This window comes from Streptomyces sp. NPDC018000 (assembly GCF_044328025.1).
Lineage (GTDB): Bacteria > Actinomycetota > Actinomycetes > Streptomycetales > Streptomycetaceae > Streptomyces.
Genome location: NZ_JBIRGM010000013.1, coordinates 39901 through 64936, shown reverse-complemented (window position 1 = coordinate 64936; position 25036 = coordinate 39901). Strand labels below are relative to the sequence as shown.

At 69.1% G+C, this 25036-nt stretch carries 22 protein-coding genes; 15 read left to right on the top strand and 7 right to left on the bottom strand.

Going from position 1 to position 25036, the window contains the following annotated elements:
• Positions 1-10 precede the first annotated feature (10 nt).
• Positions 11-700, bottom strand: coding sequence for a maleylpyruvate isomerase family mycothiol-dependent enzyme (locus tag ACH4EW_RS23710; RefSeq protein WP_398259974.1), 690 nt, complete (start codon positions 698-700; stop codon positions 11-13).
• Between the two features lie 175 nt (positions 701-875).
• Between ACH4EW_RS23710 and uvrA the strand changes: the two genes are divergently transcribed.
• The 14 genes from uvrA to ACH4EW_RS23640 all read left to right on the top strand — a co-directional run bounded on the left by uvrA (position 876) and on the right by ACH4EW_RS23640 (position 18186).
• Positions 876-3926, top strand: coding sequence for an excinuclease ABC subunit UvrA (gene uvrA, locus ACH4EW_RS23705; RefSeq protein ID WP_398259972.1), 3051 nt, complete (start codon positions 876-878; stop codon positions 3924-3926).
• A 418-nt stretch (positions 3927-4344) separates the two neighbouring features.
• Complete coding sequence (locus ACH4EW_RS23700) at positions 4345-4773, top strand: Rieske (2Fe-2S) protein (protein WP_398259970.1); 429 nt, start codon at positions 4345-4347, stop codon at positions 4771-4773.
• Positions 4774-5018: 245 nt separating this feature from the next.
• On the top strand, positions 5019-7130 hold the full coding sequence (gene uvrC, locus ACH4EW_RS23695; protein ID WP_398259968.1) for an excinuclease ABC subunit UvrC: 2112 nt from the start codon (positions 5019-5021) through the stop codon (positions 7128-7130).
• Positions 7127-8086, top strand: a complete 960-nt coding sequence (rapZ, locus tag ACH4EW_RS23690) for an RNase adapter RapZ (protein ID WP_398259966.1) — start codon at positions 7127-7129, stop codon at positions 8084-8086. The genes uvrC and rapZ overlap by 4 nt, the downstream gene beginning before the upstream one ends.
• On the top strand, positions 8083-9117 hold the full coding sequence (gene yvcK, locus ACH4EW_RS23685) for a uridine diphosphate-N-acetylglucosamine-binding protein YvcK (protein WP_398259964.1): 1035 nt from the start codon (positions 8083-8085) through the stop codon (positions 9115-9117). The genes rapZ and yvcK overlap by 4 nt, the downstream gene beginning before the upstream one ends.
• Entirely contained in the window at positions 9108-10097 is a 990-nt protein-coding gene (gene whiA / locus ACH4EW_RS23680; RefSeq protein WP_030919772.1) for a DNA-binding protein WhiA, read from the top strand. The genes yvcK and whiA overlap by 10 nt, the downstream gene beginning before the upstream one ends.
• Positions 10098-10356: 259 nt before the next feature.
• Positions 10357-11364: a type I glyceraldehyde-3-phosphate dehydrogenase gene (gap, locus tag ACH4EW_RS23675; RefSeq protein WP_398259961.1), complete on the top strand. Its 1008-nt coding sequence runs from the start codon at positions 10357-10359 to the stop codon at positions 11362-11364.
• A gap of 109 nt (positions 11365-11473) precedes the next feature.
• Positions 11474-12685, top strand: a complete 1212-nt coding sequence (locus ACH4EW_RS23670; RefSeq protein ID WP_398259959.1) for a phosphoglycerate kinase — start codon at positions 11474-11476, stop codon at positions 12683-12685.
• Positions 12686-12691: 6 nt separating this feature from the next.
• The gene (tpiA, locus tag ACH4EW_RS23665; protein ID WP_398259957.1) at positions 12692-13468 is read left to right on the top strand and encodes a triose-phosphate isomerase; all 777 of its coding nucleotides are present in this window, start codon (positions 12692-12694) and stop codon (positions 13466-13468) included.
• Between the two features lie 114 nt (positions 13469-13582).
• A complete protein-coding gene (gene secG, locus ACH4EW_RS23660; RefSeq protein ID WP_398259955.1) occupies positions 13583-13819 on the top strand; it encodes a preprotein translocase subunit SecG in 237 nt (78 codons plus the stop codon).
• 109 nt (positions 13820-13928) lie between these two features.
• Complete coding sequence (locus ACH4EW_RS23655; protein ID WP_398259953.1) at positions 13929-14264, top strand: RNA polymerase-binding protein RbpA; 336 nt, start codon at positions 13929-13931, stop codon at positions 14262-14264.
• Positions 14265-14433: 169 nt separating this feature from the next.
• Positions 14434-16110: a glucose-6-phosphate isomerase gene (pgi, locus tag ACH4EW_RS23650; RefSeq protein ID WP_398259951.1), complete on the top strand. Its 1677-nt coding sequence runs from the start codon at positions 14434-14436 to the stop codon at positions 16108-16110.
• Between the two features lie 4 nt (positions 16111-16114).
• Complete coding sequence (locus ACH4EW_RS23645; RefSeq protein ID WP_398259949.1) at positions 16115-16618, top strand: PH domain-containing protein; 504 nt, start codon at positions 16115-16117, stop codon at positions 16616-16618.
• A complete protein-coding gene (locus ACH4EW_RS23640) occupies positions 16615-18186 on the top strand; it encodes a PH domain-containing protein (protein WP_398259947.1) in 1572 nt (523 codons plus the stop codon). The genes ACH4EW_RS23645 and ACH4EW_RS23640 overlap by 4 nt, the downstream gene beginning before the upstream one ends.
• 52 nt (positions 18187-18238) lie before the next feature.
• Here the strand turns inward: ACH4EW_RS23640 and ACH4EW_RS23635 are convergent, their stop codons facing one another.
• The 4 genes from ACH4EW_RS23635 to ACH4EW_RS23620 form a co-directional block, all read right to left on the bottom strand.
• Positions 18239-19027 carry a recombinase family protein gene (locus ACH4EW_RS23635; RefSeq protein WP_398259945.1) on the bottom strand — a complete coding sequence of 263 codons (789 nt, stop codon included), beginning with the start codon at positions 19025-19027 and terminating at the stop codon, positions 18239-18241.
• Between the two features lie 613 nt (positions 19028-19640).
• Positions 19641-20084, bottom strand: coding sequence for a DUF2267 domain-containing protein (locus ACH4EW_RS23630; RefSeq protein ID WP_398259943.1), 444 nt, complete (start codon positions 20082-20084; stop codon positions 19641-19643).
• Positions 20085-20143: 59 nt separating this feature from the next.
• The gene (locus ACH4EW_RS23625; RefSeq protein ID WP_398260121.1) at positions 20144-20539 is read right to left on the bottom strand and encodes a DUF2267 domain-containing protein; all 396 of its coding nucleotides are present in this window, start codon (positions 20537-20539) and stop codon (positions 20144-20146) included.
• Between the two features lie 104 nt (positions 20540-20643).
• Positions 20644-21075: an Hsp20/alpha crystallin family protein gene (locus tag ACH4EW_RS23620; protein ID WP_398259941.1), complete on the bottom strand. Its 432-nt coding sequence runs from the start codon at positions 21073-21075 to the stop codon at positions 20644-20646.
• A 128-nt stretch (positions 21076-21203) separates the two neighbouring features.
• Between ACH4EW_RS23620 and ACH4EW_RS23615 the strand changes: the two genes are divergently transcribed.
• Positions 21204-21833: a type III effector protein gene (locus ACH4EW_RS23615; protein WP_398259939.1), complete on the top strand. Its 630-nt coding sequence runs from the start codon at positions 21204-21206 to the stop codon at positions 21831-21833.
• A gap of 47 nt (positions 21834-21880) precedes the next feature.
• Here ACH4EW_RS23615 and ACH4EW_RS23610 read toward each other — a convergent pair whose 3' ends face one another.
• Both ACH4EW_RS23610 and ACH4EW_RS23605 read right to left on the bottom strand, forming a co-directional pair.
• Positions 21881-24748: a Tn3 family transposase gene (locus ACH4EW_RS23610; protein WP_398259938.1), complete on the bottom strand. Its 2868-nt coding sequence runs from the start codon at positions 24746-24748 to the stop codon at positions 21881-21883.
• Positions 24724-24924, bottom strand: a complete 201-nt coding sequence (locus ACH4EW_RS23605) for a hypothetical protein (protein ID WP_398259937.1) — start codon at positions 24922-24924, stop codon at positions 24724-24726. The genes ACH4EW_RS23610 and ACH4EW_RS23605 overlap by 25 nt, the downstream gene beginning before the upstream one ends.
• Positions 24925-25036 lie beyond the last annotated feature (112 nt).

The following is a 25036-nucleotide window of genomic DNA, read 5'->3' as shown; positions in this document are numbered from 1 at the left end:
ATGTCTCAGCCTATAGCGGGGGCAGTGCGGGAAGGGGGCCGCCTTCGACGGTCAGTGCCGAGCCGTCGCGGCGCCCGCAGAGCCAGCCGAGCAGCTCGGGGGCCGTACCGCGGACCGTGACACGACCACCTTCGGCGCCGCCGCCCGTCGTCCGGATCCGGCCCTTTTCGTCGGCCATACCCGTGGACACGACATCGGGGTGTCCGTCGAACCGCTCGGCGAGAAAGTCGATCTCCCGGGTGACGAACTCGTCCGGGAGATCCTCCAGCTCGTAGCCGATGCCCAGGTCGACATGGTGCAGCTCGATCTCGATGCGGCGGCGGAAGGGGATCCGGGAGGCCGAGTCGGTCACGCCGTTGCGCATCGTCACCGTGCGGGACCAGTCGGCCGGGGCCGAGGCCGCGTCCACGAAGCGTGCCGCGCTTTCGATCAGGTCGGCCAGCTGCTCGGCCTTCGGCCGGGGTGCGCCGCGCTCGATGTCGCGGTCGCGGGTTTCGCTGTCTGCGTACATGGGCCGGCCCTGGAGAACATTTACGAGCGCGTCGGCGTTACGGGAGAGGTGCGCAATGACATGGCCGCGGCTCCAGCCCGGCAATCGCGACGGCTCGGCAAGCGCGGCGTCGTCCAATTTCTCGGTGGCGCTGAGCAGCCGATCGGTCGCTTCACGTACGGCGTCCAGGTCGTGCGCGTGATCAATCATGAGGCTGAGCCTAGCCTCGCCACTCATTCGGGTGAAGGAGTCTGCGACCGTCCGTAAATCGAATGCGCGTGCTATACGCTCGGAGTCGCAAGCTTCGTACATCGCTGTGGCGCCCCCCATACCCTGGGACGGGGGCTCAGTTCCCCCACTTCTCTCAAGAAAGGTGCGGACCAGCGTGGTCGACCGTCTCATCGTCCGTGGCGCTCGCGAGCACAACCTCAAGAACGTCTCGCTCGACCTTCCCCGCGACTCCCTCATCGTCTTCACCGGGCTTTCCGGGTCGGGCAAGTCGTCTCTCGCGTTCGACACGATTTTCGCCGAGGGGCAGCGACGCTACGTGGAGTCCCTCTCCTCGTACGCCCGCCAGTTCCTCGGCCAGATGGACAAGCCGGACGTCGACTTCATCGAGGGCCTCTCGCCCGCCGTCTCCATCGACCAGAAGTCGACCTCGCGCAACCCTCGCTCGACGGTCGGCACCATCACCGAGGTCTACGACTACCTCCGTCTGCTTTTCGCCCGGATCGGCAAGCCGCACTGCCCCGAGTGCGGCCGGCCGATCTCGCGCCAGTCGCCGCAGGCCATCGTCGACAAGGTGCTCGGTCTTCCCGAGGGCAGCCGCTTCCAGGTGCTCTCGCCGCTGGTGCGCGAGCGCAAGGGCGAGTTCGTCGATCTCTTCGCCGATCTGCAGACCAAGGGCTACAGCAGGGCCCGGGTCGACGGTGAGACGATCCACCTCTCCGAGCCGCCCAAGCTGAAGAAGCAGGAGAAGCACACCATCGAGGTGGTCATCGACCGCCTTACGGTGAAGGACAGCGCCAAGCGTCGGCTGACCGACTCGGTCGAGACCGCGCTCGGGCTCTCCGGCGGCATGGTCGTGCTCGACTTCGTCGACCTTCCCGAGGACGACCCCGAGCGTGAGCGGATGTACTCCGAGCATCTCTACTGCCCGTACGACGACCTCTCCTTCGAGGAACTGGAGCCGCGCTCCTTCTCCTTCAACTCGCCCTTCGGCGCGTGCCCCGACTGCACGGGCATCGGCACACGGATGGAGGTCGACCCGGAGCTGATCGTCCCCGACGAGGAGAGGTCGCTCGACGCGGGCGCGATCCACCCCTGGTCGCACGGCCATACCAAGGATTACTTCGGCCGGCTGATCGGCGCCCTCGCCGAGGCGCTCGGATTCCGTACGGACATCCCGTGGGCCGGACTGCCGCAGCGTGCCAAGAAGGCCCTGCTCTTCGGTCACAAGATCCAGACCGAGGTCCGGTACCGCAACCGTTACGGGCGCGAGCGCGCCTACACCACTCCCGCCTTCGAGGGCGCGGTCCAGTTCGTCAAGCGGCGGTACTCCGAGGCCGAGAGCGACTCCAGCCGGGAGCGCTTCGAGGGCTATATGCGAGAGGTGCCCTGCCCGACCTGCGAGGGCACCAGGCTCAAGCCGATCGTCCTGGCGGTGACGGTGATGGAGAAGTCCATCGCCCAGGTCTCCGCGATGTCGATCAGCGAGTGCGCCGAATTCCTCGGCCGGCTGAAGCTGAACGCCCGCGACAAGAAGATCGCCGAACGGGTGCTGAAGGAGGTCAACGAACGGCTGAGGTTCCTGGTCGACGTCGGCCTCGACTACCTCTCGCTGAACCGCGCGGCAGGCACCCTGTCCGGCGGTGAGGCCCAGCGCATCCGGCTGGCCACACAGATCGGATCCGGCCTGGTCGGCGTGTTGTACGTGCTGGACGAGCCGTCCATCGGCCTGCACCAGCGGGACAACCACCGGCTGATCGAGACCCTGGTCCGGCTCCGCGACATGGGTAACACGCTCATCGTCGTCGAGCACGACGAGGACACCATCAAGGTCGCCGACTGGGTCGTCGACATCGGCCCCGGCGCTGGTGAGCACGGCGGCAAGGTGGTCCACTCCGGATCGCTCAACGAACTGCTCGGCAACGGCGAGTCGATCACCGGCCAGTATCTGGCCGGCAAGAAGTCGATCGCGATGCCGGACATCCGGCGCCCCGTCGACCCGGCGCGCAGACTCACGGTGCACGGCGCCCGGGAGAACAACCTCCAGGACATCGACGTCTCTTTCCCGCTCGGCGTACTCACGGCCGTCACGGGTGTCTCGGGCTCCGGAAAGTCGACGCTGGTCAACGACATCCTCTACACCCACCTGGCACGCGAGTTGAACGGCGCCAAGTCGGTCCCCGGCCGCCACACCCGGGTCGCCGGGGACGACCAGGTCGACAAGGTCGTGCACGTCGACCAGTCACCCATCGGCCGAACACCCCGGTCCAACCCGGCCACGTACACCGGCGTCTTCGACCATGTCCGCAAGCTGTTCGCGGAGACGATGGAGGCGAAGGTGCGCGGCTATCTGCCGGGCCGCTTCTCCTTCAACGTCAAGGGCGGCCGCTGCGAGAACTGCTCCGGCGACGGCACCATCAAGATCGAGATGAACTTTCTGCCGGATGTGTACGTACCGTGCGAGGTCTGCCACGGAGCGCGCTACAACCGGGAGACCTTGGAGGTTCACTACAAGGGCAAGTCCATCGCCGAGGTGCTGGACATGCCGATCGAGGAGGGCCTGGAGTTCTTCGAAGCCGTCCCGACGATCGCCCGCCACCTGCGCACGCTTCATGAGGTCGGCCTCGGATACGTCAGGCTCGGCCAGCCCGCGCCGACGCTCTCCGGCGGCGAGGCGCAGCGTGTGAAGCTCGCGAGCGAACTGCAGAAGCGCTCCACCGGCCGCACGGTCTACGTCCTGGACGAGCCGACCACGGGTCTGCACTTCGAGGACATCAGCAAACTCATCAAGGTGTTGTCAGGGCTGGTCGACAAGGGCAACTCGGTAATCGTCATCGAGCACAACCTCGATGTCATCAAGACTGCGGACTGGGTCATCGACATGGGCCCAGAAGGGGGCAACGGCGGCGGTCTGGTCATCGCCGAGGGAACCCCGGAGCAGGTCGCAGGGGTTCCGACCAGCCATACCGGCAAGTTCCTCCAATGCATCCTGGACCCGGACCGGGTGAGCGAGGCCTCGGTGCCCGCGGCCCGCAAGCCCGTGCGGAAGGTGGCCGCGAAGAACGCGGTCGCCGCAAAGTCGGCCCCGGTCAGGAAGACGGCCACGGCCAGGACGAGTGCGGGCCAGGCCGCCAAGTCCGCCACGGCCAAGACGGCTGAGGCGAAGAAGCCCGCGGCGAAGAAGGCAACCCGCGCGCGCAGAGCCTGACGGCCCCGCGGCCGGGCGGCGGCTCCCGGAAATCAGGGGCCGCCGCTTCGGGCCGACCGGCAAATGGGGGCGGCGCGGCCCTGCCGCCACGGGCCTCGGTGAGGCCTGCGCGCCCCCCCGCTCTCGCGCCCGACGACTGCACGTTGCAGGGCGCGCCGGTCTGCCCCCGCGTCGTCGCGTGCCCGCATGCCCCCGCGCGCCTGTCCGTACACCCCCGGTGTTCCTGTCCAGCCGTTCCTAACGCTCTGAACAGGGACAATCGGACTTGGGTGGCCCGGCCAACGACTCTCCGATCTCCGCCGGTATCGTCGGTTCTGTCACCGATGGCTCTGATGCCCGCGGGCACCCGTGGTGCTCCCGGCGCCTCAGCCGCCGCCGGAACCCTCTGCACCCTGCCCCTCTGACCAGTGGAGACCGCATGCCCGGCCAGCCCGCCGCCCGCCGTACCGTGCTGAAGGGTGCCGCTCTTGCCGGCGCCGCCGGGCTGGGAGTGTCCGCCTGCTCGACCGAATCCAAGCTCGGCCACGCCGAGACCCCGACGCCGACCGCACCGGTCGAGCTCGGCGCAGCGGAAGAGGTTTCGGTCGGCGGATCCAAGCTCTACCGCGACCAGCGGGTCGTCGTCACGTGCCCGGCCAAGGGGCAGTACAAGGCGTTCAGCGCCCAGTGCACCCACGGGGGCTGCCTGCTGGACAAGGTCGAGGACAACGTGGGGAACTGCCCCTGCCACGGCAGCCGCTTCGATACGACGACCGGCAAGGTGATGCGCGGCCCGGCGACCGTGCCGCTGTCTTCGGTCCCGGTCAGGATCGAGGGCGGAAAGCTCGTCGCGGGCCCCGAGGCCTGACGCCCTGCCGAGGACGGACTCACTCCCAGTCCCGACGAGGCCGGGCCCTATCCCCTGCCGCGCCGGAACGGGACCCTCGCCGTGCCGGCGGCATCGCGCAACCGCCCCCGCCGGCAATCCCCGTGACCGGCAACGGCGCCCGCTGACTCCGTGCTCCGGGGCGCGCTCCCTCACCCCGCGCCCCGGAGCACGGCACCACTGCCGAGCCATCTGCACTGTCACTGCCCGCAAGTAGGGTGGGACACATGGCAGACCCCTCCAGCTACCGCCCCAAGCCGGGACAGATCCCCGACTCCCCGGGGGTCTACAGATTCCGCGACGAGCACCGCCGGGTGATCTACGTCGGGAAGGCGAAGAGCCTGCGCCAGCGCCTGGCCAACTACTTCCAGGACCTGGCCCATCTCCACCCCCGTACGCGCACGATGGTCACCACGGCCGCCTCCGTCGAGTGGACCGTCGTCGCCACCGAGGTCGAGGCGCTCCAGCTGGAGTACTCCTGGATCAAGGAGTACGACCCCCGGTTCAACGTCAAGTACCGCGACGACAAGAGCTATCCGTATCTCGCGGTCACGCTCAACGAGGAATTCCCGCGCGTCCAGGTCATGCGCGGAGCCAAGAAGAAGGGCGTGCGCTACTTCGGTCCGTACGGCCACGCCTGGGCCATCCGTGAGACGGTTGACCTGATGCTCCGGGTCTTTCCCGTACGTACGTGCTCCGCCGGTGTCTTCAAGAACGCCGCGCGGACCGGCCGCCCGTGCCTCCTCGGCTACATCGGCAAGTGCTCGGCCCCCTGCGTAGGCAGGGTCACCCCCGAGGAACACCGCGAACTGGCGGGCGACTTCTGCGACTTCATGGCCGGTCGCACCGGCACGTACATCCGACGCCTGGAGAAGGACATGATGGCGGCGGCCGAAGAGATGGAGTACGAGCGGGCGGCCCGGCTCCGCGACGATGTGGAGGCCCTCAAGCGGGCCATGGAGAAGAGTGCCGTCGTCCTCGCCGACGCCACCGACGCCGACCTGATCGCGGTTGCCGAGGACGAGCTCGAAGCCGCCGTCCAGATCTTCCATGTGCGCGGCGGCCGGGTGCGCGGCCAGCGCGGCTGGGTCACCGACAAGGTCGAGAACGTCGACACCTCGGGCCTGGTCGAGCACGCGCTGCAGCAGCTGTACGGCGAGGAGACGGGCGACTCCGTCCCCAAGGAGGTCCTCGTCCCGGCCCTCCCCGAGGACCCCGACGCGGTCTCCCAGTGGCTCGCCGACCGCAGGGGCTCCCACGTCAGCCTGCGCATCCCGCAGCGCGGCGACAAGAAGGACCTGATGGCGACGGTCCAGCGCAACGCCCAGCAGGCCCTGGCGCTGCACAAGACCAAGCGCGCCTCCGATCTGACGACCCGCTCCCGCGCCCTGGAGGAGATCGCCGAGGCGCTCGGCCTCGACACGGCTCCGCTGCGCGTCGAGTGCTTCGACATCTCCCATCTCCAGGGTGACGACGTGGTCGCCTCCATGGTCGTGTTCGAGGACGGGCTGGCCCGCAAGAGCGAGTACCGCCGCTTCCAGATCAAGGGCTTCGAGGGCCAGGACGACGTCCGGTCGATGCACGAGGTGATCGGCCGCCGCTTCAAGCGGTACCTCCAGGAGAAGGAGCGGACGGGGGAGTGGGAGGAAACCCCCGCGCCGACCGGCCCCGTCCCGGCCCCGCAAGCCGACCCGGTGGCCCTGACCGGCCCGGCCGCGCCGGCCGTCGGGTCGGACACCATCCCCGGCGCAGCCACCACCCCCGTGCCGGACACCACCCCCGATCCGGACGCCGAGCCCCGTGAGGACGACGGCCGTCCCAAGCGGTTCGCCTATCCGCCGCAGCTCGTCGTGGTCGACGGCGGCCAGCCGCAGGTCGCCGCCGCCAGGCGTGCCCTCGACGAGCTCGGGATCGACGACATCGCCGTCTGCGGCCTCGCCAAACGCCTTGAAGAGGTCTGGCTGCCCGATGAGGACGACCCCGTCGTCCTGCCCCGCTCCAGCGAGGGCCTCTACCTCCTCCAGCGCGTCCGTGACGAGGCCCACCGCTTCGCGATCACATATCAGCGCGCCAAGCGGGCCAAGCGCATCCGTTCCAGCCCCCTGGATGCCGTCGCCGGCCTCGGCGAGACCCGGAAACGGGCGCTGATCAAGCATTTCGGCTCCGTGAAGAAGCTGAAGCAGGCGACAATCGACGAGATCTGCGAGGTGCCGGGGATAGGCCGCAGGACGGCGCAATCCGTGGCGGTCGCCCTGGCCTCGGCCGCACCGGCCACACCCGCCGTGAACACGGCGACAGGAGAGATCATCGAAGATGACGACGGGGGCAGCACGACATGACTGAGCACGAACACGAGCACGACAGCACCGACCGAGCAGACGGAGCAGGACACGTGAGTACGGGCACCACGATCGACACGGGCGACGGGAATGCGACCATCCCCGAGCTGGTGATCATCTCGGGGATGTCGGGCGCCGGGCGCAGCACCGCGGCCAAGTGTCTGGAGGACCTCGGCTGGTTCGTCGTCGACAACCTGCCGCCCGCCCTGATCCCCACGATGGTCGAGCTCGGCGCCCGCTCGCAGGGCAACGTGGCCCGGATCGCCGTCGTCGTCGACGTGCGGGGCCGCCGCTTCTTCGACAACCTCCGCGAGTCCCTCGCAGACCTGGAGGCGAAGCACGTCACCCGGCGCATCGTCTTCCTGGAGTCGTCCGACGACGCACTGGTCCGCCGCTTCGAATCGGTCCGCCGTCCGCACCCCCTCCAGGGCGACGGCCGGATCGTCGACGGCATCGCCGCCGAACGCGACCTGCTGCGCGAACTGCGCGGCGACGCCGACCTGGTGATCGATACCTCCAGCCTCAATGTGCACGAACTGCGCGCCAAGATGGACGCCCAGTTCGCCGGCGACGAGGAGCCGGAGCTGCGCGCCACGGTGATGTCGTTCGGCTTCAAGTACGGCCTGCCGGTCGATGCCGACCTGGTGGTCGACTGCCGCTTCCTGCCCAACCCGCACTGGGTCCCCGAGCTGCGCCCGTTCACCGGGCTCAACGAAGAGGTCTCCGACTACGTCTTCGATCAACCCGGCGCCAAGGAATTCCTCAACCAGTACACGGAACTGCTCCAGCTCATCGCCACCGGGTACCGCCGCGAGGGCAAGCGCTATGTGACGATCGCCGTCGGCTGCACAGGCGGCAAGCACCGCTCGGTGGCCATGTCCGAGAAGCTCGCGGCCAGGCTTGCGACCGAAGGCATCGAGACCGTCCTCGTCCACCGGGACATGGGGCGCGAGTGACCAGTCGTAATCTGCGCCTGCGGCGGCTGCGCAGAGCCACCTCCGCGCTCTCCGGCCGCAAGCGCGGCGCGCAGCCCAAGGTCGTCGCCCTCGGCGGCGGCATGGGCCTGTCCGCGTCGCTCACAGCGCTCCGCCGGATCACCGGCGATCTCACGGCCGTGGTCACCGTCGCCGACGACGGCGGCTCCAGCGGCCGACTGCGCGAGGAGCTCGGCGTCCTGCCACCCGGCGACCTGCGCAAGGCGCTCGCCGCCCTGTGCGGTGACGACGACTGGGGCCAGACCTGGGCCCAGGTCATCCAGCACCGCTTCCAGTCCAAGGGCGATCTGCACGAGCACGCGGTCGGCAATCTGCTGATCGTCGCCCTCTGGGAGCAGCTCGGCGACCATGTCCAGGCCTTGGACCTGGTCGGCAAGCTCCTCGGGGCGCACGGTCGGGTGCTGCCCATGTCCGCCGTGCCGCTGGAGCTGCAGGCGCTCGTACGGGGACACGACCCGGCCCGTCCGGACGACGTGGACACGGTGCGCGGCCAGGCCACCGTGGCGCTCACCCCGGGCGAGGTGCAGTCCGTCCACCTCGTCCCGAACGACCCGCCGGCCGTTCCCGAGGCCGTCGCCGCCGTCCTGGACGCCGACTGGGTAGTGCTCGGCCCGGGGTCCTGGTTCTCCTCCGTGATCCCGCATCTGCTTGTTCCGGAACTGCTCGACGCGCTCATCGAGACCAAGGCCCGCAAGGTCCTCTCGCTCAACCTCGCACCGCAACCCGGCGAAACTGATGGCTTCTCTCCGCAGCGTCATTTGGAGGTTTTGGGACGACACGCCCCTAAACTCGCCATGGACGTGGTGCTGGCCGACGAAGCAGCCGTGCCCGATCGCGAGTCCCTCGCCGATGCCGCCAAGCGGCTCGGCGCCGCGGTCGAGCTGGCGCCGGTGGCCTCACCCGACGGCGTTCCGATCCATGATCCGGAGCTGTTGGCCGCCGCGTACGACCGTATTTTTCGGATGCATGGAAGGATCGGCCCATGGCGATGACGCCGGCGGTGAAGGACGAAATCTCTCGGCTTCCCGTGACCCGGACCTGCTGCAGGAAGGCAGAAGTCTCGGCGATTCTTCGGTTCGCGGGTGGGCTGCACCTGGTGAGCGGCCGGATTGTGATCGAGGCGGAGCTGGACACCGCAATGGCGGCGCGTCGGCTGAAGCGGGACATTCTCGAGATCTTCGGGCACAGCTCCGAACTGATCGTGATGGCTCCCGGCGGGCTGCGGCGCGGCTCCCGCTACGTCGTACGGGTGGTGGCGGGCGGCGATCAGCTGGCCCGCCAGACCGGCCTGGTGGACGGCCGTGGCCGGCCCATCCGCGGCCTGCCCCCGCAGGTGGTCTCGGGGGCCACCTGCGATGCCGAGGCCGCCTGGCGCGGGGCCTTCCTGGCCCATGGCTCACTCACCGAGCCGGGCCGCTCCTCCTCGCTGGAGGTGACCTGCCCGGGCCCGGAGGCGGCGCTCGCGCTGGTCGGCGCGGCCCGCAGGCTCTCCATCGCGGCCAAGGCCCGCGAGGTGCGCGGGGTGGACCGGGTCGTCGTCCGTGACGGCGACGCGATCGGTGCCCTGCTCACCCGGCTCGGCGCCCATGAGTCGGTGCTGGCCTGGGAGGAGCGGCGGATGCGCCGGGAGGTCCGCGCCACCGCCAACCGGCTCGCCAACTTCGACGACGCCAACCTGCGTCGTTCCGCGCGGGCCGCGGTCGCCGCGGGCGCCCGGGTGGGGCGCGCGCTGGAGATCCTGGGCGAGGAGGTGCCCGAGCACCTCGCGGCGGCCGGACGGCTGCGCATGGAGCACAAGCAGGCCTCCCTGGAGGAGCTGGGCGCGCTCGCCGACCCGCCGCTGACCAAGGACGCGGTCGCCGGCCGGATCCGCCGACTGCTGGCAATGGCCGACAAGCGGGCCCAGGACCTGGGTATCCCGGGCACGGAATCCACCCTCAGTGAGGAGCTCGCCGACGGCCTGGTGGGCTGACCCGCGGTGCCATGAATCCGGCCAAATACAGAACGCGCGGCATTCTCAGGAGTGTTGACGCTCCGTAGCCATTGGTGCAGGTACGGCCGAGTGTCCGGAGGCCCGTACTCCTACTGGGAAGTGCGGTTCTCCGCGGCTCTTCCGGCCCCGCTCGATGTCACTCCAGGGGCATCGGAGGGGTAGGGTCGGAGTCGGTCGGGGACATCTCATACAACTCGCCGGGGTTCAAACCCCGCGTACCTAACGAGGAGATCGGTTCGTGACGATCCGCGTAGGCATCAACGGCTTCGGCCGCATCGGCCGCAACTACTTCCGGGCGCTGCTGGAGCAGGGTGCGGACATCGAGATTGTGGCTGTCAACGACCTGGGTGACACCGCGACCACGGCACACCTCCTGAAGTACGACACCATTCTGGGTCGCCTCAAGGCCGAGGTGAGCCACACCGCCGACAGCATCACCGTCGACGGCCACACCATCAAGGTGCTCTCCGAGCGTAACCCGGCCGACATCCCCTGGGGTGAGCTGGGCGTCGACATCGTCGTCGAGTCGACCGGCATCTTCACCAAGAAGGCCGACGCCGAGAAGCACATCGCGGGTGGCGCCAAGAAGGTCCTCATCTCGGCTCCGGCCAAGAACGAGGACATCACGATCGTGATGGGTGTCAACGAGGACAAGTACGACGCGGCCAACCACCACGTCATCTCCAACGCCTCCTGTACCACCAACTGTGTCGCGCCGATGGCCAAGGTTCTGGACGAGAACTTCGGCATCGTCAAGGGCCTCATGACGACGGTCCACGCGTACACGAACGACCAGCGCATCCTGGACTTCCCGCACTCCGACCTGCGTCGCGCCCGCGCCGCCGCGGAGAACATCATCCCGACCACGACCGGTGCCGCCAAGGCCACCGCTCTGGTGCTCCCGCAGCTCAAGGGCAAGCTCGACGGCATGGCCATGCGTGTCCCGGTCCCGACCGGTTCGGTCACCGACCTGGTCATCACGCTGAGTCGCGAGGTCACCCGCGACGAGGTCAACGCCGCCTTCCAGAAGGCCGCCGAGGAAGGCCCGCTCAAGGGCAAGCTGTTCTACACCGAGGACCCGATCGTGTCCTCGGACATCGTCTCGGACCCGGCCTCCTGCACCTTCGACTCCCTGCTGACCATGGCAGAGGGCTCGCAGGTCAAGGTCATCGGCTGGTACGACAACGAGTGGGGTTACTCCAACCGCCTCGTCGACCTGACCGTCTTCGTCGGCAGCCAGCTCTGACCGTCGAAACGGCAGGCACATCGATGTGAGCACGGGGCTCGAACAGCGCAACGCCGCGCTGTTCGAGCCCCGTTGCATGTTTTCTCGCCCTCCCAAGGAGTCCAGCAAGATGAAGACGATCGACGAACTTCTCGTCGAAGGGGTCACCGGCAAGCGCGTATTCGTCCGCGCCGACCTCAACGTGCCGCTGAGCGGCACCACCATCACCGACGACGGCCGTATCCGAGCCGTCCAGCCGACCGTGGAGAAGCTCGCGGCGGCCGGAGCGCGGGTCGTCGTCGCCTCGCACCTGGGCCGCCCCAAGGGCGCCCCTGACCCCGCCTTCTCCCTGGCGCCCGCCGCGGCCCGTCTCGGTGAACTCATCGGCAGCGACGTGGCGTTCGCGACCGACACGGTCGGCGAGTCCGCACGCGCCACCGTCGCCGCGCTCACCGACGGCCGGGTCGCCGTCATCGAGAATCTCCGCTTCAACCCTGGTGAGACGTCGAAGGACGACGCCGAGCGCGGGGCGTTCGCCGACCAGCTCGCCGAACTCGCCGATGTATACGTGGGCGACGGCTTCGGAGCCGTACACCGCAAGCACGCCTCGGTCTTCGACCTCCCGGCCCGGCTGCCGCACGCCGCCGGTGACCTGATCGCCACCGAGGTCGGCGTCCTGAAGAAGCTCACCGAGAACGTCGAGCGCCCGTACGCCGTCGTTCTCGGCGGCTCCAAGGTCTCCGACAAGCTCGGCGTCATCGACCACCTGCTGGAGCGCGCCGACCGCATCCTCATCGGCGGCGGCATGGCGTACACCTTCCTCAAGGCCCAGGGTCACGAGGTCGGCAGCTCGCTCCTGCAGGAGGACCAGATCCCCGCGGTGCTGGAGTACCTCAAGCGGGCCGAGGAGAAGGGCGTGGAGTTCGTGCTCCCCGTCGACGTCGTGGTCTCCGAGCAGTTCCCGGACCTCAAGACCAAGGCCCCGACCGAGCACCGCACCGTGCCCGCGGACGCCATCCCGGCCGGTTTCATGGGCCTGGACAACGGCCCCGCGACCAACAAGCTGTACGCCTCGAAGCTCGCCGACGCCGTCACCGTCTTCTGGAACGGCCCGATGGGCGTCTTCGAGCACCCTGATTACGCCGAGGGCACCCGGGCCGTCGCTCAGGCCCTCGTCGACTCCTCGGGCTTCAGTGTCGTCGGCGGCGGAGACTCCGCCGCGGCCGTCCGCATCCTGGGCTTCGACGAGAACGCATTCGGACACATCTCGACCGGTGGCGGTGCCAGCCTCGAATACCTCGAGGGCAAGACGCTTCCCGGCCTCGCCGCACTGGAGGACTGACCTTTCATGAGTACCCGTACCCCGCTGATGGCGGGCAACTGGAAGATGAACCTCAACCACCTCGAGGCCATCGCACACGTCCAGAAGCTCGCCTTCGCCCTGGCCGACAAGGACTACGACGCCGTTGAGGTCGTCGTCCTGCCGCCCTTCACCGACCTGCGCTCCGTGCAGACCCTGGTGGACGGCGACAAGCTGAAGATCAAGTACGGCGCCCAGGACATCTCGGCGCACGACTCCGGCGCGTACACCGGTGAGATCTCCGGCCCGATGCTCGCCAAGCTGAAGTGCACCTATGTCGCCGTCGGCCACAGCGAGCGCCGCCAGTACCACGGCGAGACCGACGAGATCTGCAACACCAAGGTGAAGGCCGCCTTCAAGCACGGTCTGACCCCGATCCTCTGCGTCGGCGAGGAGCTGGAGGTCCGTGAGGCCGGTAACCACGTCGCGCACACGCTTGCGCAGGTCGACGGTGGTCTCAAGGACATCCCCGCCGACCAGGCCGAGTCGATCGTGATCGCGTACGAGCCGGTCTGGGCGATCGGGACCGGCAAGGTCTGCGGCTCCGACGACGCCCAGGAGGTCTGCGGGGCGATCCGCAGCCGCCTCGCCGAGCTGTACTCGCAGGAACTGGCGGACACGGTCCGTATCCAGTACGGCGGCTCGGTGAAGTCCGGGAACGTGGCCGAGATCATGTCGAAGCCCGATGTGGACGGCGCGCTGATCGGCGGCGCCGCACTGGACCCCGACGAGTTCGTCAAGATCGTCCGCTTCCGCGACCAGTGAGTATGCGGTAGCGCGGATCCGTCGTACCCTTGCGGGGGCCGAGGAGGGTGCAGCATCCCGGCCCCCGCTGTTCGCACATGCAGTCCAGAGAATTCCGGAAAGTAGGGACCAGCCGTGATTTTGGCGTTCGAGATCGCCCTGATCGTCTTCAGCCTGCTGCTGATGCTGCTGGTGCTGATGCACAAGGGAAAGGGCGGCGGCCTCTCCGACATGTTCGGTGGCGGCATGCAGTCATCCGTGGGCGGCTCCTCGGTCGCCGAGCGGAACCTCGACCGGATCACCGTGTTCATCGGTCTGGCCTGGTTCGCGTGCATTGTTGCGCTTGGTCTGCTGATCAAGCTGGACAACTGACCCGTCGTATGCGATTCCCGGTGAGGGTGTAACTCCTTTCACTGGACGCGCGTTGGGCCTTACGTAGACTGGGGCATCTTCGAGCACCATCACGCAGGGAGTTACGACCGTGGCAAGTGGCAACGCGATCCGGGGAAGCCGGGTCGGAGCGGGGCCGATGGGGGAGGCCGAGCGGGGCGAGTCCGCGCCGCGCCTTCGCATCTCCTTCTGGTGCTCGAACGGGCACGAGACGCAGCCGAGCTTCGCCAGTGACGCGCAGGTACCGGAGACTTGGGACTGCCCGCGTTGTGGTTTCCCGGCCGGCCAGAACCGGGACAGCCCGCCGGACCCGCCGCGCACCGAACCGTACAAGACGCACCTCGCGTACGTACGTGAGCGGCGCAGTGATGCGGACGGCGAGGCCATCCTCGCCGAGGCCCTGGCAAAACTCCGGGGCGAGATCTAGTGTCACCGCACAAGTTGTTGTGCACCGGCCGGACACCTCACTGGGTGTCCGGCCGGACTGCTTTCGCTGTGCCGCAGCTCGCCATTGCCTCGTCAACTCCTCTGATCAATTAAGTTGGAACGGCAGCGGGGCATCCGCAGGCACAAGACGAAGTGGGCTGATATCCGGGATGAATACACCAAGCCGAACCAGGCTCAACCAGATGTCCGAGTGGACCGCTCTGGGCGAGCACCGCGAGCAGCTCGGGACGACGCATCTGCGGCAGCTCTTCGCGGACGATCCGGACCGCGGCAGCGGATACACCCTGCGGGTCGGCGATCTGTATGTCGACTACTCCAAGCACCTGGCCACCGACGAGACGCTCCGGCTGCTGCGCGAGCTCGCCGGGGCCACCGGCGTGGCCGAGCTGCGGGACGCGATGTTCCGCGGCGAGAAGATCAACACCACCGAGGACCGCGCAGTCCTGCACACCGCGCTGCGAGCCCCGCGCGATGCGGTGATCGAGGTCGACGGTGAGAACGTGGTGCCCGCCGTGCACGCCGTACTCGACAAGATGGCCGCCTTCTCCGACCGCATCAGGTCGGGGGAGTGGACCGGTCACACCGGCAAGCGCATCAAGAACATCGTCAACATCGGCATCGGCGGCTCCGACCTCGGCCCCGCCATGGCGTACGAGGCGCTGCGCTCCTTCACGGACCGCTCGCTCACCGTCCGCTTCGTGTCGAACGTCGACGGCGCCGACCTCCACGAGGCCGTGCGCGATCTCGACCCGGCCGAGACGCTCTTCATCATCGCGTCGAAGACCTTCACCACGATCGAGACCATCACCAATGCCACCTCCTCCCGCGAGTGGCTGCTGACCGGCCTGAAGGCCGGTCAGGAAGCGGTCGCCAAGCATTTCGTGGCGCTGTCCACGAACGCCGAGAAGGTTGCGGACTTCGGCATCGACACCGCCAACATGTTCGAGTTCTGGGACTGGGTCGGCGGCCGCTACTCGTACGACTCCGCCATCGGACTCTCGCTGATGATCGCCATCGGCCCGGAGCGGTTCCGCGAGATGCTCGACGGCTTCCACCTCGTCGACGAGCACTTCCGCACCGCCCCCGCCGAGGACAATGCTTCGCTGCTGCTGGGCCTGTTGGGCGTCTGGTACGGCGCGTTCTTCGACGCGCAGTCGCATGCCGTGCTGCCGTACAGCCACTATCTGTCCAAGTTCACCGCGTACTTGCAGCAGCTGGACATGGAGTCCAACGGCAAGTCCGTGGACCGGGACGGCAATCCGGTCGACTGGCAGACCGGACCGGTCGTCTGGGGCACCCCCGGCACCAATGGGCAGCACGCCTATTACCAGCTGATCCACCAGGGCACCAAGGTCATCCCGGCCGACTTCATCGGCTTCGCCGAGCCGGTCGCCGACCTGCTGCCCGGTCTGGTCGCCCAGCACGATCTGCTGATGGCCAACTTCTTCGCCCAGACCCAGGCGCTGGCCTTCGGCAAGACGCCGGACGAGGTCCGCGCCGAGGGCGTCGCCGAGGAGCTGGTGCCGCACAAGACCTTCCAGGGCAACCACCCGACGACGACGATCCTGGCCGACAGACTGACCCCGTCCGTCCTCGGTCAGCTGATCGCGCTGTACGAGCACAAGGTCTTCGTCCAGGGCGCCATCTGGAACATCGACTCCTTCGACCAGTGGGGCGTCGAACTGGGCAAGGTCCTCGCCAAGAAGATCGAGCCGGTGCTGACCGAGACGTCCGCATCAGCCGCCGCCTCGGCGGAGGAGGGCGAGCAGCTGGACAGCTCGACCGCCGCGCTCGTCCGGGCGTACCGCGCCCGCAGAGGGCGCTGAGCCGATGACCACGGGGGAGCGGGCGGTGCGGCTGAGGCCGCCGAACAACACACTGGACCCGAGAGCCGTCGGCTGGTGGCGGGCCCAGTGGCTGCTGCTGACCGCCGCGCCGGTGGTCGTGCTGGCAGCGCTGGGCGCGTTCATCGAGCCGGCCCGTTTCTGGCTGCTGCTGCCCGCCGCGATCCTCGCGGTCCTCGGCGTCGGCTGCGCCGCCCTCTTCCCCCGCTTGTGGTTCCGAACCCATCGCTGGGAGGTCACCGACCAAGCGGTGTACGTCAGAACCGGCGTCCTGAGGCAGGAGTGGCGGATCGCCCCGATGTCCCGGATCCAGACCGTGGACACCGTGCGCGGACCGCTCGAACAGCTCTACCGGCTCGCCACGGTCACCGTGACCACCGCATCGTCCAAGGGCGCGGTGCGGATCGAGGGACTGGGCCACGAACTGGCGGCCGAGCTGGCCGAGCGGCTGACCCGGATCACCCAGGACACCCCCGGGGATGCCACATGAGCCCCGAGGCGGCCGTTTCCCCGGACGACGAGGGCCGGAGCGGCATCACCGGCCACAAGGCGGCCACCGCTGCCGACTGGCGGCGGCTGGACCGGCGTACGGTCCTTGTCAGCGCACTCGTCACGGCCGGGGTGGCAGCCGGTGCGGCCGCGCCCACCACACTCGCTCTCTCCAGGCGGCTCGGGTTCGGGCACGCGGTCGGCTGGGTGCTGGCCGGCTCGGTTGTGCTGATCGGCTGCGCCGCGGCCGGCGACTACATACGGTGGCGCCGCACCCGCTACCGCATCGGCGCCGAACGGGTCGAGCTCCACACCGGGCTGCTGCTGCTCAAGAAGCGATCGCTGGCCCGGGAACGCATCCGCAGCGTCGACCTCACCGCCCATCTGCTGCAACGGATCCTCGGCCTGGTCGCCGTTCGGATCGGCACCGGCGAGCACTCCGGTGACGAATCCACCCTGGAACTCGACCCGGTCCCCAGGCCCGAGGGCGAACGGCTCCGCCGTGAACTGCTGGAACGTGCGGACACCGGCACCCTGGGCAGCCATCGCGAGGGCGAGCTCGTCGCCCTCGACCCGCGCTGGATCCGCTACGCACCCGTCTCGTTCGTCGCCCCCGCGCTCGGCGGTGCGGCGGCCGGCGCGGTGATGCAGGTCAGCGACTGGTTCGGGGCCCAGGGGCAGGTGATCGACTGGATCGGCGACCGGTTCCGGGACACCTCACTGCTCGCCGTGATCCTGATCCTTGCCGTCGCCGCGGTGGCCGCCGGCGTTGTCGGCGCGCTCGGCCTGTGGGTCGAGATGTGGTGGCGCTACCGGCTGGAACGCGAACCCGGCGGCACCCTGCGCATCCAACGCGGCCTGCTGACCTCCCGGTCCGTCTCCATCGAGGAGGAGCGGCTGCGCGGCGTGGAGCTCGTCGAACCGCTCGGCATCCGGCTGTTCGGCGCCGCCCGGGTCGACGCGATCACCACCGGACTGGCCAAGGACTACGAGGAGCAGCACGGTGACCACAAAACCCTGCTGCCCGCCGCCCCCCGGCCCGTCGCCGACACGGTCGCCGCCGAAGTCCTGCGCGAGACCACGTCCCCGACCGGCGCCCCGCTGACCGGGCACCCCCTCGCGGCCGGCGGCCGCCGACTGCGCCGGGCGTTGTGGGCCGTCTCCGCCTGCGTGCTCGTCCTGACCCTTCTGGGTGTGCTGCTGACACCCGTCCTGCTCCGGATCGCGCTCGCCTGCGCCGTCGTGGGGCTGCCCGTCGGGGTGTTCCTCGCCCGGGACGCGTACCGCGGTCTGGGACACGCCATCAGCGGCGACTACCTGGTGGTCCGGTCCGGCACGGTCCGGCGCTCGACCGCCGCGCTGGAACGGGCCGGTGTCATCGGCTGGACGGTCAAGCAGACGTACTTCCAGCGGCGGTCCGGGGTGCTCAGCCTCACCGCGACGACGGCCGCCGGAGCGGGCGCCTACACGGCGCACGACGCGGACGTGAGCGAGGGCCTCGACTTCGCGTCCGAGGCCGTCCCCGGCTTGCTGGAGCCCTTCCTGGAGCGCACCCCGCAGGCCCGGTGACGGCGACGGGTCGGCCCTGTTCTCCCGAAGCTGCCGCGAAGTCACAAGTAGCTCAGCGTGTCGTTAGGGCCTTGGCTTCTGCGCGAGGTTCAGGCACCTCGCTGCCGGTGAGGGCGGCGAAGTCGGCGCGGGCCTGTTCGATAGCTTCGGGGTACGCCACCCGTTTTTCGTGCTCGGCGAGTGCACGGTAGATGCTGGCGACGGACGGGCTCTGCCCCTTGCGCTTGCCCGTAGGGATGATCAGGTCGGGCTGGATCTGCTCGACGGATTCGCCGTTCGCCCGCCTGCGGAGCACGGTGTGCAGCATGTCCTCGGTGATGACTGGCGGCCGGCCGCCGTGCTTGCTCTTGCGGGCCGCGGTGTCGAGCCCTTCCAGGGTCGACTCCCGGATGTTCTCCCGCTCGGTCTCCGCCATCGCTGCGAAGAACGCGAAGAGCAGCTTCCCCGGACCGGTGGGGTCGTAGATGCCGGGCAGGGGTCCGGCCAGCATCTCCAGCACCAGGCCGTGCGCGGTGAGGTGGTTGGCGAGCGCCGTCAGCTCGGCGGCGTCCCGGCCGAGCCGCTTCATCTCGTAGACGGTGAAGATGACCCGGCAGTGCGGGGCGTGCGCCTTGACCCCTCGCGCCGTCCTCAGTGCCTCCTCGAACTTGGGGCGAACCCGCACCCGGGTGCTGATCTTCTCGCTGAAGATTTCGCCCCTCGGGATGCCGTGCTTGCTGAGCGCGTCGACTGGGAGTTGAGTTCCTGCCCGAGGGTCGAGCAGCGTGCGTACCCGATGCGGATGTCCGCGCTCGGCAGGTCCGGGTCGATCGGTGCCGGCGGCGGGGTGCCCGGCCGCCACGGCCGGCCCGGTCCGCGGTCGGCTTTGGTCGGCACCCGCAACGCCTTCTTCAGCCGGGGCACCATCGTGAATCGGCGGGTGTGGTAGGCGGAGGCGACCGCGCCACCGCGCGAGCGGCACGGCGAGCCGGGCTGCGCGTCACACTTCGGACAGGCGTGCTGTTCGACGTCGTCCACGTCCGACCGGTCGGTCGGGGAAGGGTGCTGAGGGTCCGTCATGGCCCCGGATTTTCGCACAATGCAAGTCTCAGAAGGGGGTCCGTCCCACTTTTGAGTGAGAACGGGTTCTGAGAACGAATCCGGGTCCGGCGAAGGTTCGGTGGTTTGCTGTTGATCTTGCTCGCGCAAAGGATCGTTTATGAGAATCACGGTGCGCGACGGTCATCACGCACCGTCAGACGTCGGTTGGGCGGCAGTGAGCGATCTTTCCCGGGCTCGTGCATCAGTGCGCCCGGCTCGTCCGGGGGCGCGAACGAGGAGCGGCCGACGGGCCGGGACGGTGAGCAGCAAAGGCGGAAGTCCCCCGATCGCGCGGATCGGGGGACTTCACCAAGCGAGCCGGCCCGGTGGACCGGGGTGGGCCCTGTTGCGGCTCCGGGCGCCTGGTGCCCGTTTTACGAGGCCGGGTTGAGTTCGGCTTGGCCGAACAGCAGGGCGTAACCGGTGGGGAGCTGGTGGAGGATGCGGGTGACGAGGTTGGGGCCGGCGTGGGCGGCGACGGCGGCGAAGACGGAGCCGGTGTCCCAGCGGGTGGTGGCCAGGGAGGCGCCGGAGCGTGCGGCGAGGTCCTTGACGAAGGCCCAGCCGGTCAGCGGCTGGAGGTCTGGGATCTGTGCGGTCAGGACACGTGCGGCCTCCAGGGGCAGGCAGGCGGCCAGCTCGACGCGTTCGTCGCCGGCCAGCTGGCGTCCCAGCCCCGAAAGGACCAGGCGGACGGCTTCGTCTGCTCGCTCGCGGGTGGGGTAGGCGCCTTCGTAGCGGACCTTCTCCAGGATCTGCTCATACGCCGTCCCGTACGGTTGCTGGGGCTCAAGCGGTATGCGCACGTCGGTGATCACTGTGGTGCATGCCTTTCGTCAAGCAAGGGTTGGATGGTGCCGGTGTGCGGCACCGGCGGTCAGGTGGGCTGGGGGTGGCCGAAGAGCAGGTCGTAGCCGGTGGGGAGCTGGAGCAGGATCTCCTTGAGGAGGCCGTCGCCGGCGGTGTCGGCGACGGTGGACAGCACGGCGCTGACGTCCCAGGTCGCGGTCTGCTTGGTGGCGCCCTCGATCCAGGCCGCGGTCGCCCGCACGAACCGCTCCGGCGGCAGCGGTTCGGCGCTTTGCAGCGGGTTGAGCAGGATCAGGGAGAATTCCTCCGGCAGGCGTGCCGCGAGCTGGGCGCGGACTTCGCCGACCAGGTGTGCGCCGAGCAGGGCGAGCACCACGCGGGCCGCGCGTTCGGCTTCCTCTACAGTGCCGTACTTGCCGCGTTCCTTGACCTGGTCGAGGAACGCTTCGCGTCGCAGAGTCATCTCGGCCGCCACCCCCTTCTTGTTCTTCAAACTGCCCACGGGGTGCGGAGGGCGGGATGGAGGGGGAGATCAGGTGCCCGTCCTCCGCACTGGTCCGGCCGGTGTCAGCCGGAGATCTCCTTGTGGCCGGTCCCGACGCCGATGGAGATCTTGCGGGGCTTGGCGCGCTCGGCGATCGGGATGCGCAGGGTGAGCACGCCGGCGTCGTAGTCGGCCCGGATGTGCTCGGTGTCGAGGGTGTCGGCGAGCACGATCTGGCGGGAGAAGACGCCCAGCGGCCGCTCGGACAGTTCCATCTGCGCGTCGTCGGCCTTCGCCACCGGTCGGCGCTCGGCCTTGACGGTGAGCATGTTCCGCTCGACGTCGATGTCGATCGCGTCTGCGGTGACACCGGGGAGGTCGAAGGCCACCACGTACTCGTCGCCCTCGCGGTAGGCGTCCATCGGCATCGCCGACGGCCTCGACCAGGTCCCCGGGCCCAGCAGTTGCTGCGTCAGCCGGTCCAGCTCACGGAAGGGGTCAGTGCGCATCAACATCGTGAAAACACCTCCAGCAGGTTCAGGCAGTTACTGCCAATGCGCCTCACTGACACCGTTGTAACATGTCATCCAATGGATGACAAACATGATGTCGTCAGCTCGATGACCACCCCCGGGAGGTGGCCGTGACCCCGGCCGACCAGCCGTCCACGACCGGCACCGACGCCCACAGCCCGGCGTCGTTCCTCGCCGCCGTGGCGGCCCTCAACGCCATAGACGACGCCTTGCGCGAAGCCCAGCAGGAGGCCCCGAACGCTCTCGATGCCGGGCCGGGCCCGGAGCAGGCCCTGGCCTCACTGATGCTGTTGCGGCAGGTCCGCGAGCAGCTCGCCGGATGGGAGACCGGCCTGATCGAAACCGCCCGCGACGCGGGCGCCAGCTGGGCCGACCTCGCCCCGCCCCTCGGCGTCGCCAGCCGCCAGGCCGCCGAGCGCCGCTACCTCCGCGGCCGCCCCGGCCCTGCCGGGACCACCGGCGAACAGCGCGTGACGGCCACCCGCCAGGCCCGTGCCGCCGACCGCACCACCGCCGTCTGGGCCCGCCGCAACGCCGCCGACCTGCGCCGTCTCGCCGGACAGATCACCGCACTCACCGACCTGCCCGCCGCGGCCCGCCGCTCGCTCAGCGAACTCCACGCGGCCCTCGCCCACGACGATCCCGCCGACCTCATCGCCCCCCTGACCGCCGCCCACCCCCACCTAATCGCCGCGCACCCCCATCTCGCCGCCCGGCTCGACACCCTCACAGCCCCGTAGCACGAGTCAACGCCAGCCGCCCGCCGGCGCCGCCGGGCCTGTGGTCTTCAGGTTGCCGACCTGGCCGCACCGGCTGCCGCCGACCGTGCGGTTTCCGCCTCGGACGGAGTGCGGGGGCTCGGCAGCGTGGCCACCGCGGCGGCGAGGTCGAGGTGGGAGTTCATGTCCAGCTCGAACCGGCCGTAGGGGTTCACGTGGGTCCAGAACAGCGGGGACAGGGCCCGTCGGTCGGCGTCGGTGAGTCGCTTCTGCCACTTCTCCTCGCTCAGGATGTCCTGGAGGAGCAGAGTGTTGACGTGCACCAGCGCGGACTGGAGCAGGTGCAGGGCGAGCATGGAGACCTCCTGGGATTCCTTGTCGGAGCCGGTCAGGTCGCCGTCCTTGCCGTAGAACAGGTCGTGGTTGGCGGAGTTCCAGTTCTCCACGACCTGGAGGCCGTCGTTAATCTCGCGGCGCAGGCCGGCGTCCGCGAGGTAGTCGCAGATGAACGCCGTACGTACCGCCCGCCCGAGTTCCTCGATCGCCCGGTAGGTGGGGTGCTTGGGACCGCCTCGGGTGAAGCGGCGCAGGACCTGCTCGGCCTCGGCGGTGCCCAGGCGCAGGGCGGTGGTGTACTTCACGATCTGGTCGTACTGCTGGCGGATCAGGTCCCAGTCGATCGTCTTGGTCGACAGCACCGGCGCCAGGTGCGGCCACTTCTCGTCCTCTCCGGCCGCCGGCCGGTACAGCCGCGCGGAGCCGACGTTCTTCAGCCTCGGGAGCAGGTTGAAGCCGAGCATGTGGGTGAAGGCGAACCCGACGATGGAGGCGCCGTGCGTGTCGGTGTACTGCCGGTCGATCTCCACGTCCGTGCAGTGCCGCAACACGCCCTCGATCATCGCGGCGACCTCAGAAGCCGAGCAGGATTTGAGCTGGCTGTAGACGCACAGCGACTTCTTCTCGACGTGCCAGTAGATCATCACCCCGGGGCCGCGGTACCGCTGGTGCCACTCGGTCATGAAGTTGCTCGACCAAGAACCGAACTTCTTGCTGTCCGCGGCACACGCGGTGCCCTCGCCCCACCAAGTCTGATCGCGGGCGGCGAAGGTGGCGTTGACCAGCCGCACCAGCGCCGAGCGCAGGTTGGCCCGGTTGACGAACAGGTGCCGTACCCGGCGCAGAACGGCCTCGCTCTCGCCGTGCTTGCCGGTGACCGCGACCCGCTTGATCCCCATGTTCGTCCCCAGCGCGAACAGCACCAGCAGCAGCCGGCGCCGCAACACCGCCTTCGGGACCGCCTCCCGCGTGGCGACCGAGGCGAACTCGCCGGTGAAACCGGTGGCGAACTCGGCCTCCTTGAGGATGTCGATCAGGTCGATGGTGCCCCAACGGCGTTCAATTTCAGCCTTCAAAGCGACCAGGTTCTCCGGCTCCTCCTGCTTGCCCAGCGGCGAGACCTTGATCCACGGCTCGCCGTGCCGGCGCACGACGCCCACCCCGCCCGTGGTGCCCAGCTCCAGCGCGGTGTCGAAGCGGGTCAGAGCCTCGCGAAGCCGCTTTTCCAAGGCCCCGATGAACTTCTCCGGGTCCTGCGGCTGGCGGATCGCGTCGTAGTGCACATCGCGGTTGTCCTCGAAGTCCGGCGGCAGATCGTCCTCCGGGTTCCGCCACCGGTTCGCCCCCGACACCCAGATCTCCCGCCGCCGCAGCGCGTCCCGCAGCGAGACGAGCACGCACAGCTCGTACGGGATGCGCTCGACCCGGCCGCGCTCGTCCACCACCGCCTTGCGCCATTCCTCGCGCACCACCCCCGCGAGTGGGATCTTCTCCGCCTCGTCGAAGAACGCGCCTTCCTTGGCGATGGGCTGGTCCAGGTACCGCTTGAGCAGGTCGATGGCGTCCATCACCGGCCGGTAGGCGGTGTTGTTGCACTTCAGCTCCAACGCGCCCAGCAGCGGCGAGAGCATCCGCCGCCAGTGATTGGAGTACGACGAGCGCAGCACCGTACGCACCCGGGCCCGGTAGCGTGCCTCGTTCGCCGCCGCCTCCGCCGCCAGCGCCTTCAGCGTGGACTCCCCGGCCACCGGATAGATCACCTTGCGGACCGTGCCGCCCGGATCCGCCACGGCCGCCTCAGCCAATCGCAGCAGGATGCCCTCCTTGCCCCGGACCCGCTTCATCTCCTTGTTGAACTCGCCCTCGACCTTCTTCTCCGCCCGCGTGTTGATCTTCTGCACGAGCTGGATGAACAGCTCCACCAGCGAATCGGTGATCTCCGTCTCCCGCACATGGCACAGCGTGGACAGCAGCGTGTAGCGCACGGGGCCCGCCGCCGCTCGCAGGTCCGAGGGGTACTCCTTCGACGCCCGTGCCCGCCAGGCGGCGACCAGCTTCTCCGAAACGTCCCCGAACAGCTCCGGCGGCAGTTCCAGCGCCCGCACCCGCTGGAGCTTGTTCACCTCCGCCAGGAGGCTGTCCAGCCCCAGCGCGCCCGGGTCGGCCTTCAACTCGGTGAAGAACGTGCCCCCGCCGCCCGCGCTGTCCTCATTCGCGCCGGCGTCCTCGTCGATCAGATCGTCCAGCCGGGACCGTGTCGCTGCGGACAGCCGACCCACCGTGGTCGCGCAGAACCGTTCCTCGAAGGTGCTGACCGCCGACCCCACCAGCCGTGCGATACGCCCCGGCGTCGGCGGCTCCAGCCGGTTCTTGCGGCAGCGGGCCACCACCGCCTCCGCCAAGCGGTCCCTCAACAGCTCCATCCCGCACAGCTCCACCGCCAGCCACTCGGCGAGCTGGGCCTGGTCCGCCTCCGTGCACTCGCGGAACCCGAACGCGCCCCGGATCTCCACCCGGTGCCGCTTGATCGCCCGCCCCGCCCAGTCGTACGCGGCCCACTCCTCCGCCGACACCTTCACCTGCTGGGCGACGTACGCCACCGCCGGCGCCGGGATTTCCTCAGCGTTCTCCGGGAACCGGCCTCCACCTCGAAGAACTTCAGCAGCAGCGCGAACCCCAACCGGTTCGCCCCCGACTTGTTCCGCAGCCGCTCCTGGTCCTCCTCCAGCAGCGTCCAGACCTCGATCAGGTCCTCCGGCTCCCACTCCTGGCGCACCCCGGGCTCCTTCCGGTCGTCATGACCGGACCAAGGTCGCTGAGCACGGCCCCCGATGAACCCAGAAGATCGAAAACGCTGACAAGCACACCCCAGATCCGCTACAGAGAGC

Bases quoted from the DNA above. Each gene is read 5' to 3' on its own strand.
- ACH4EW_RS23700 (WP_398259970.1), top strand. From the start codon at position 4,345: ATGCCCGGCCAGCCCGCCGCCCGCCGTACCGTGCTGAAGGGTGCCGCT.
- ACH4EW_RS23625 (WP_398260121.1), bottom strand. From the start codon at position 20,539: ATGACTCTGCGACGCGAAGCGTTCCTCGACCAGGTCAAGGAACGCGGC.
- ACH4EW_RS23645 (WP_398259949.1), top strand. From the start codon at position 16,115: ATGACCACGGGGGAGCGGGCGGTGCGGCTGAGGCCGCCGAACAACACA.
- pgi (WP_398259951.1), top strand. From the start codon at position 14,434: ATGAATACACCAAGCCGAACCAGGCTCAACCAGATGTCCGAGTGGACC.
- ACH4EW_RS23640 (WP_398259947.1), top strand. From the start codon at position 16,615: ATGAGCCCCGAGGCGGCCGTTTCCCCGGACGACGAGGGCCGGAGCGGC.
- uvrC (WP_398259968.1), top strand. From the start codon at position 5,019: ATGGCAGACCCCTCCAGCTACCGCCCCAAGCCGGGACAGATCCCCGAC.
- ACH4EW_RS23620 (WP_398259941.1), bottom strand. From the start codon at position 21,075: ATGTTGATGCGCACTGACCCCTTCCGTGAGCTGGACCGGCTGACGCAG.
- ACH4EW_RS23670 (WP_398259959.1), top strand. From the start codon at position 11,474: ATGAAGACGATCGACGAACTTCTCGTCGAAGGGGTCACCGGCAAGCGC.
- whiA (WP_030919772.1), top strand. From the start codon at position 9,108: ATGGCGATGACGCCGGCGGTGAAGGACGAAATCTCTCGGCTTCCCGTG.
- rapZ (WP_398259966.1), top strand. From the start codon at position 7,127: ATGACTGAGCACGAACACGAGCACGACAGCACCGACCGAGCAGACGGA.
- ACH4EW_RS23710 (WP_398259974.1), bottom strand. From the start codon at position 700: ATGATTGATCACGCGCACGACCTGGACGCCGTACGTGAAGCGACCGAT.
- tpiA (WP_398259957.1), top strand. From the start codon at position 12,692: ATGAGTACCCGTACCCCGCTGATGGCGGGCAACTGGAAGATGAACCTC.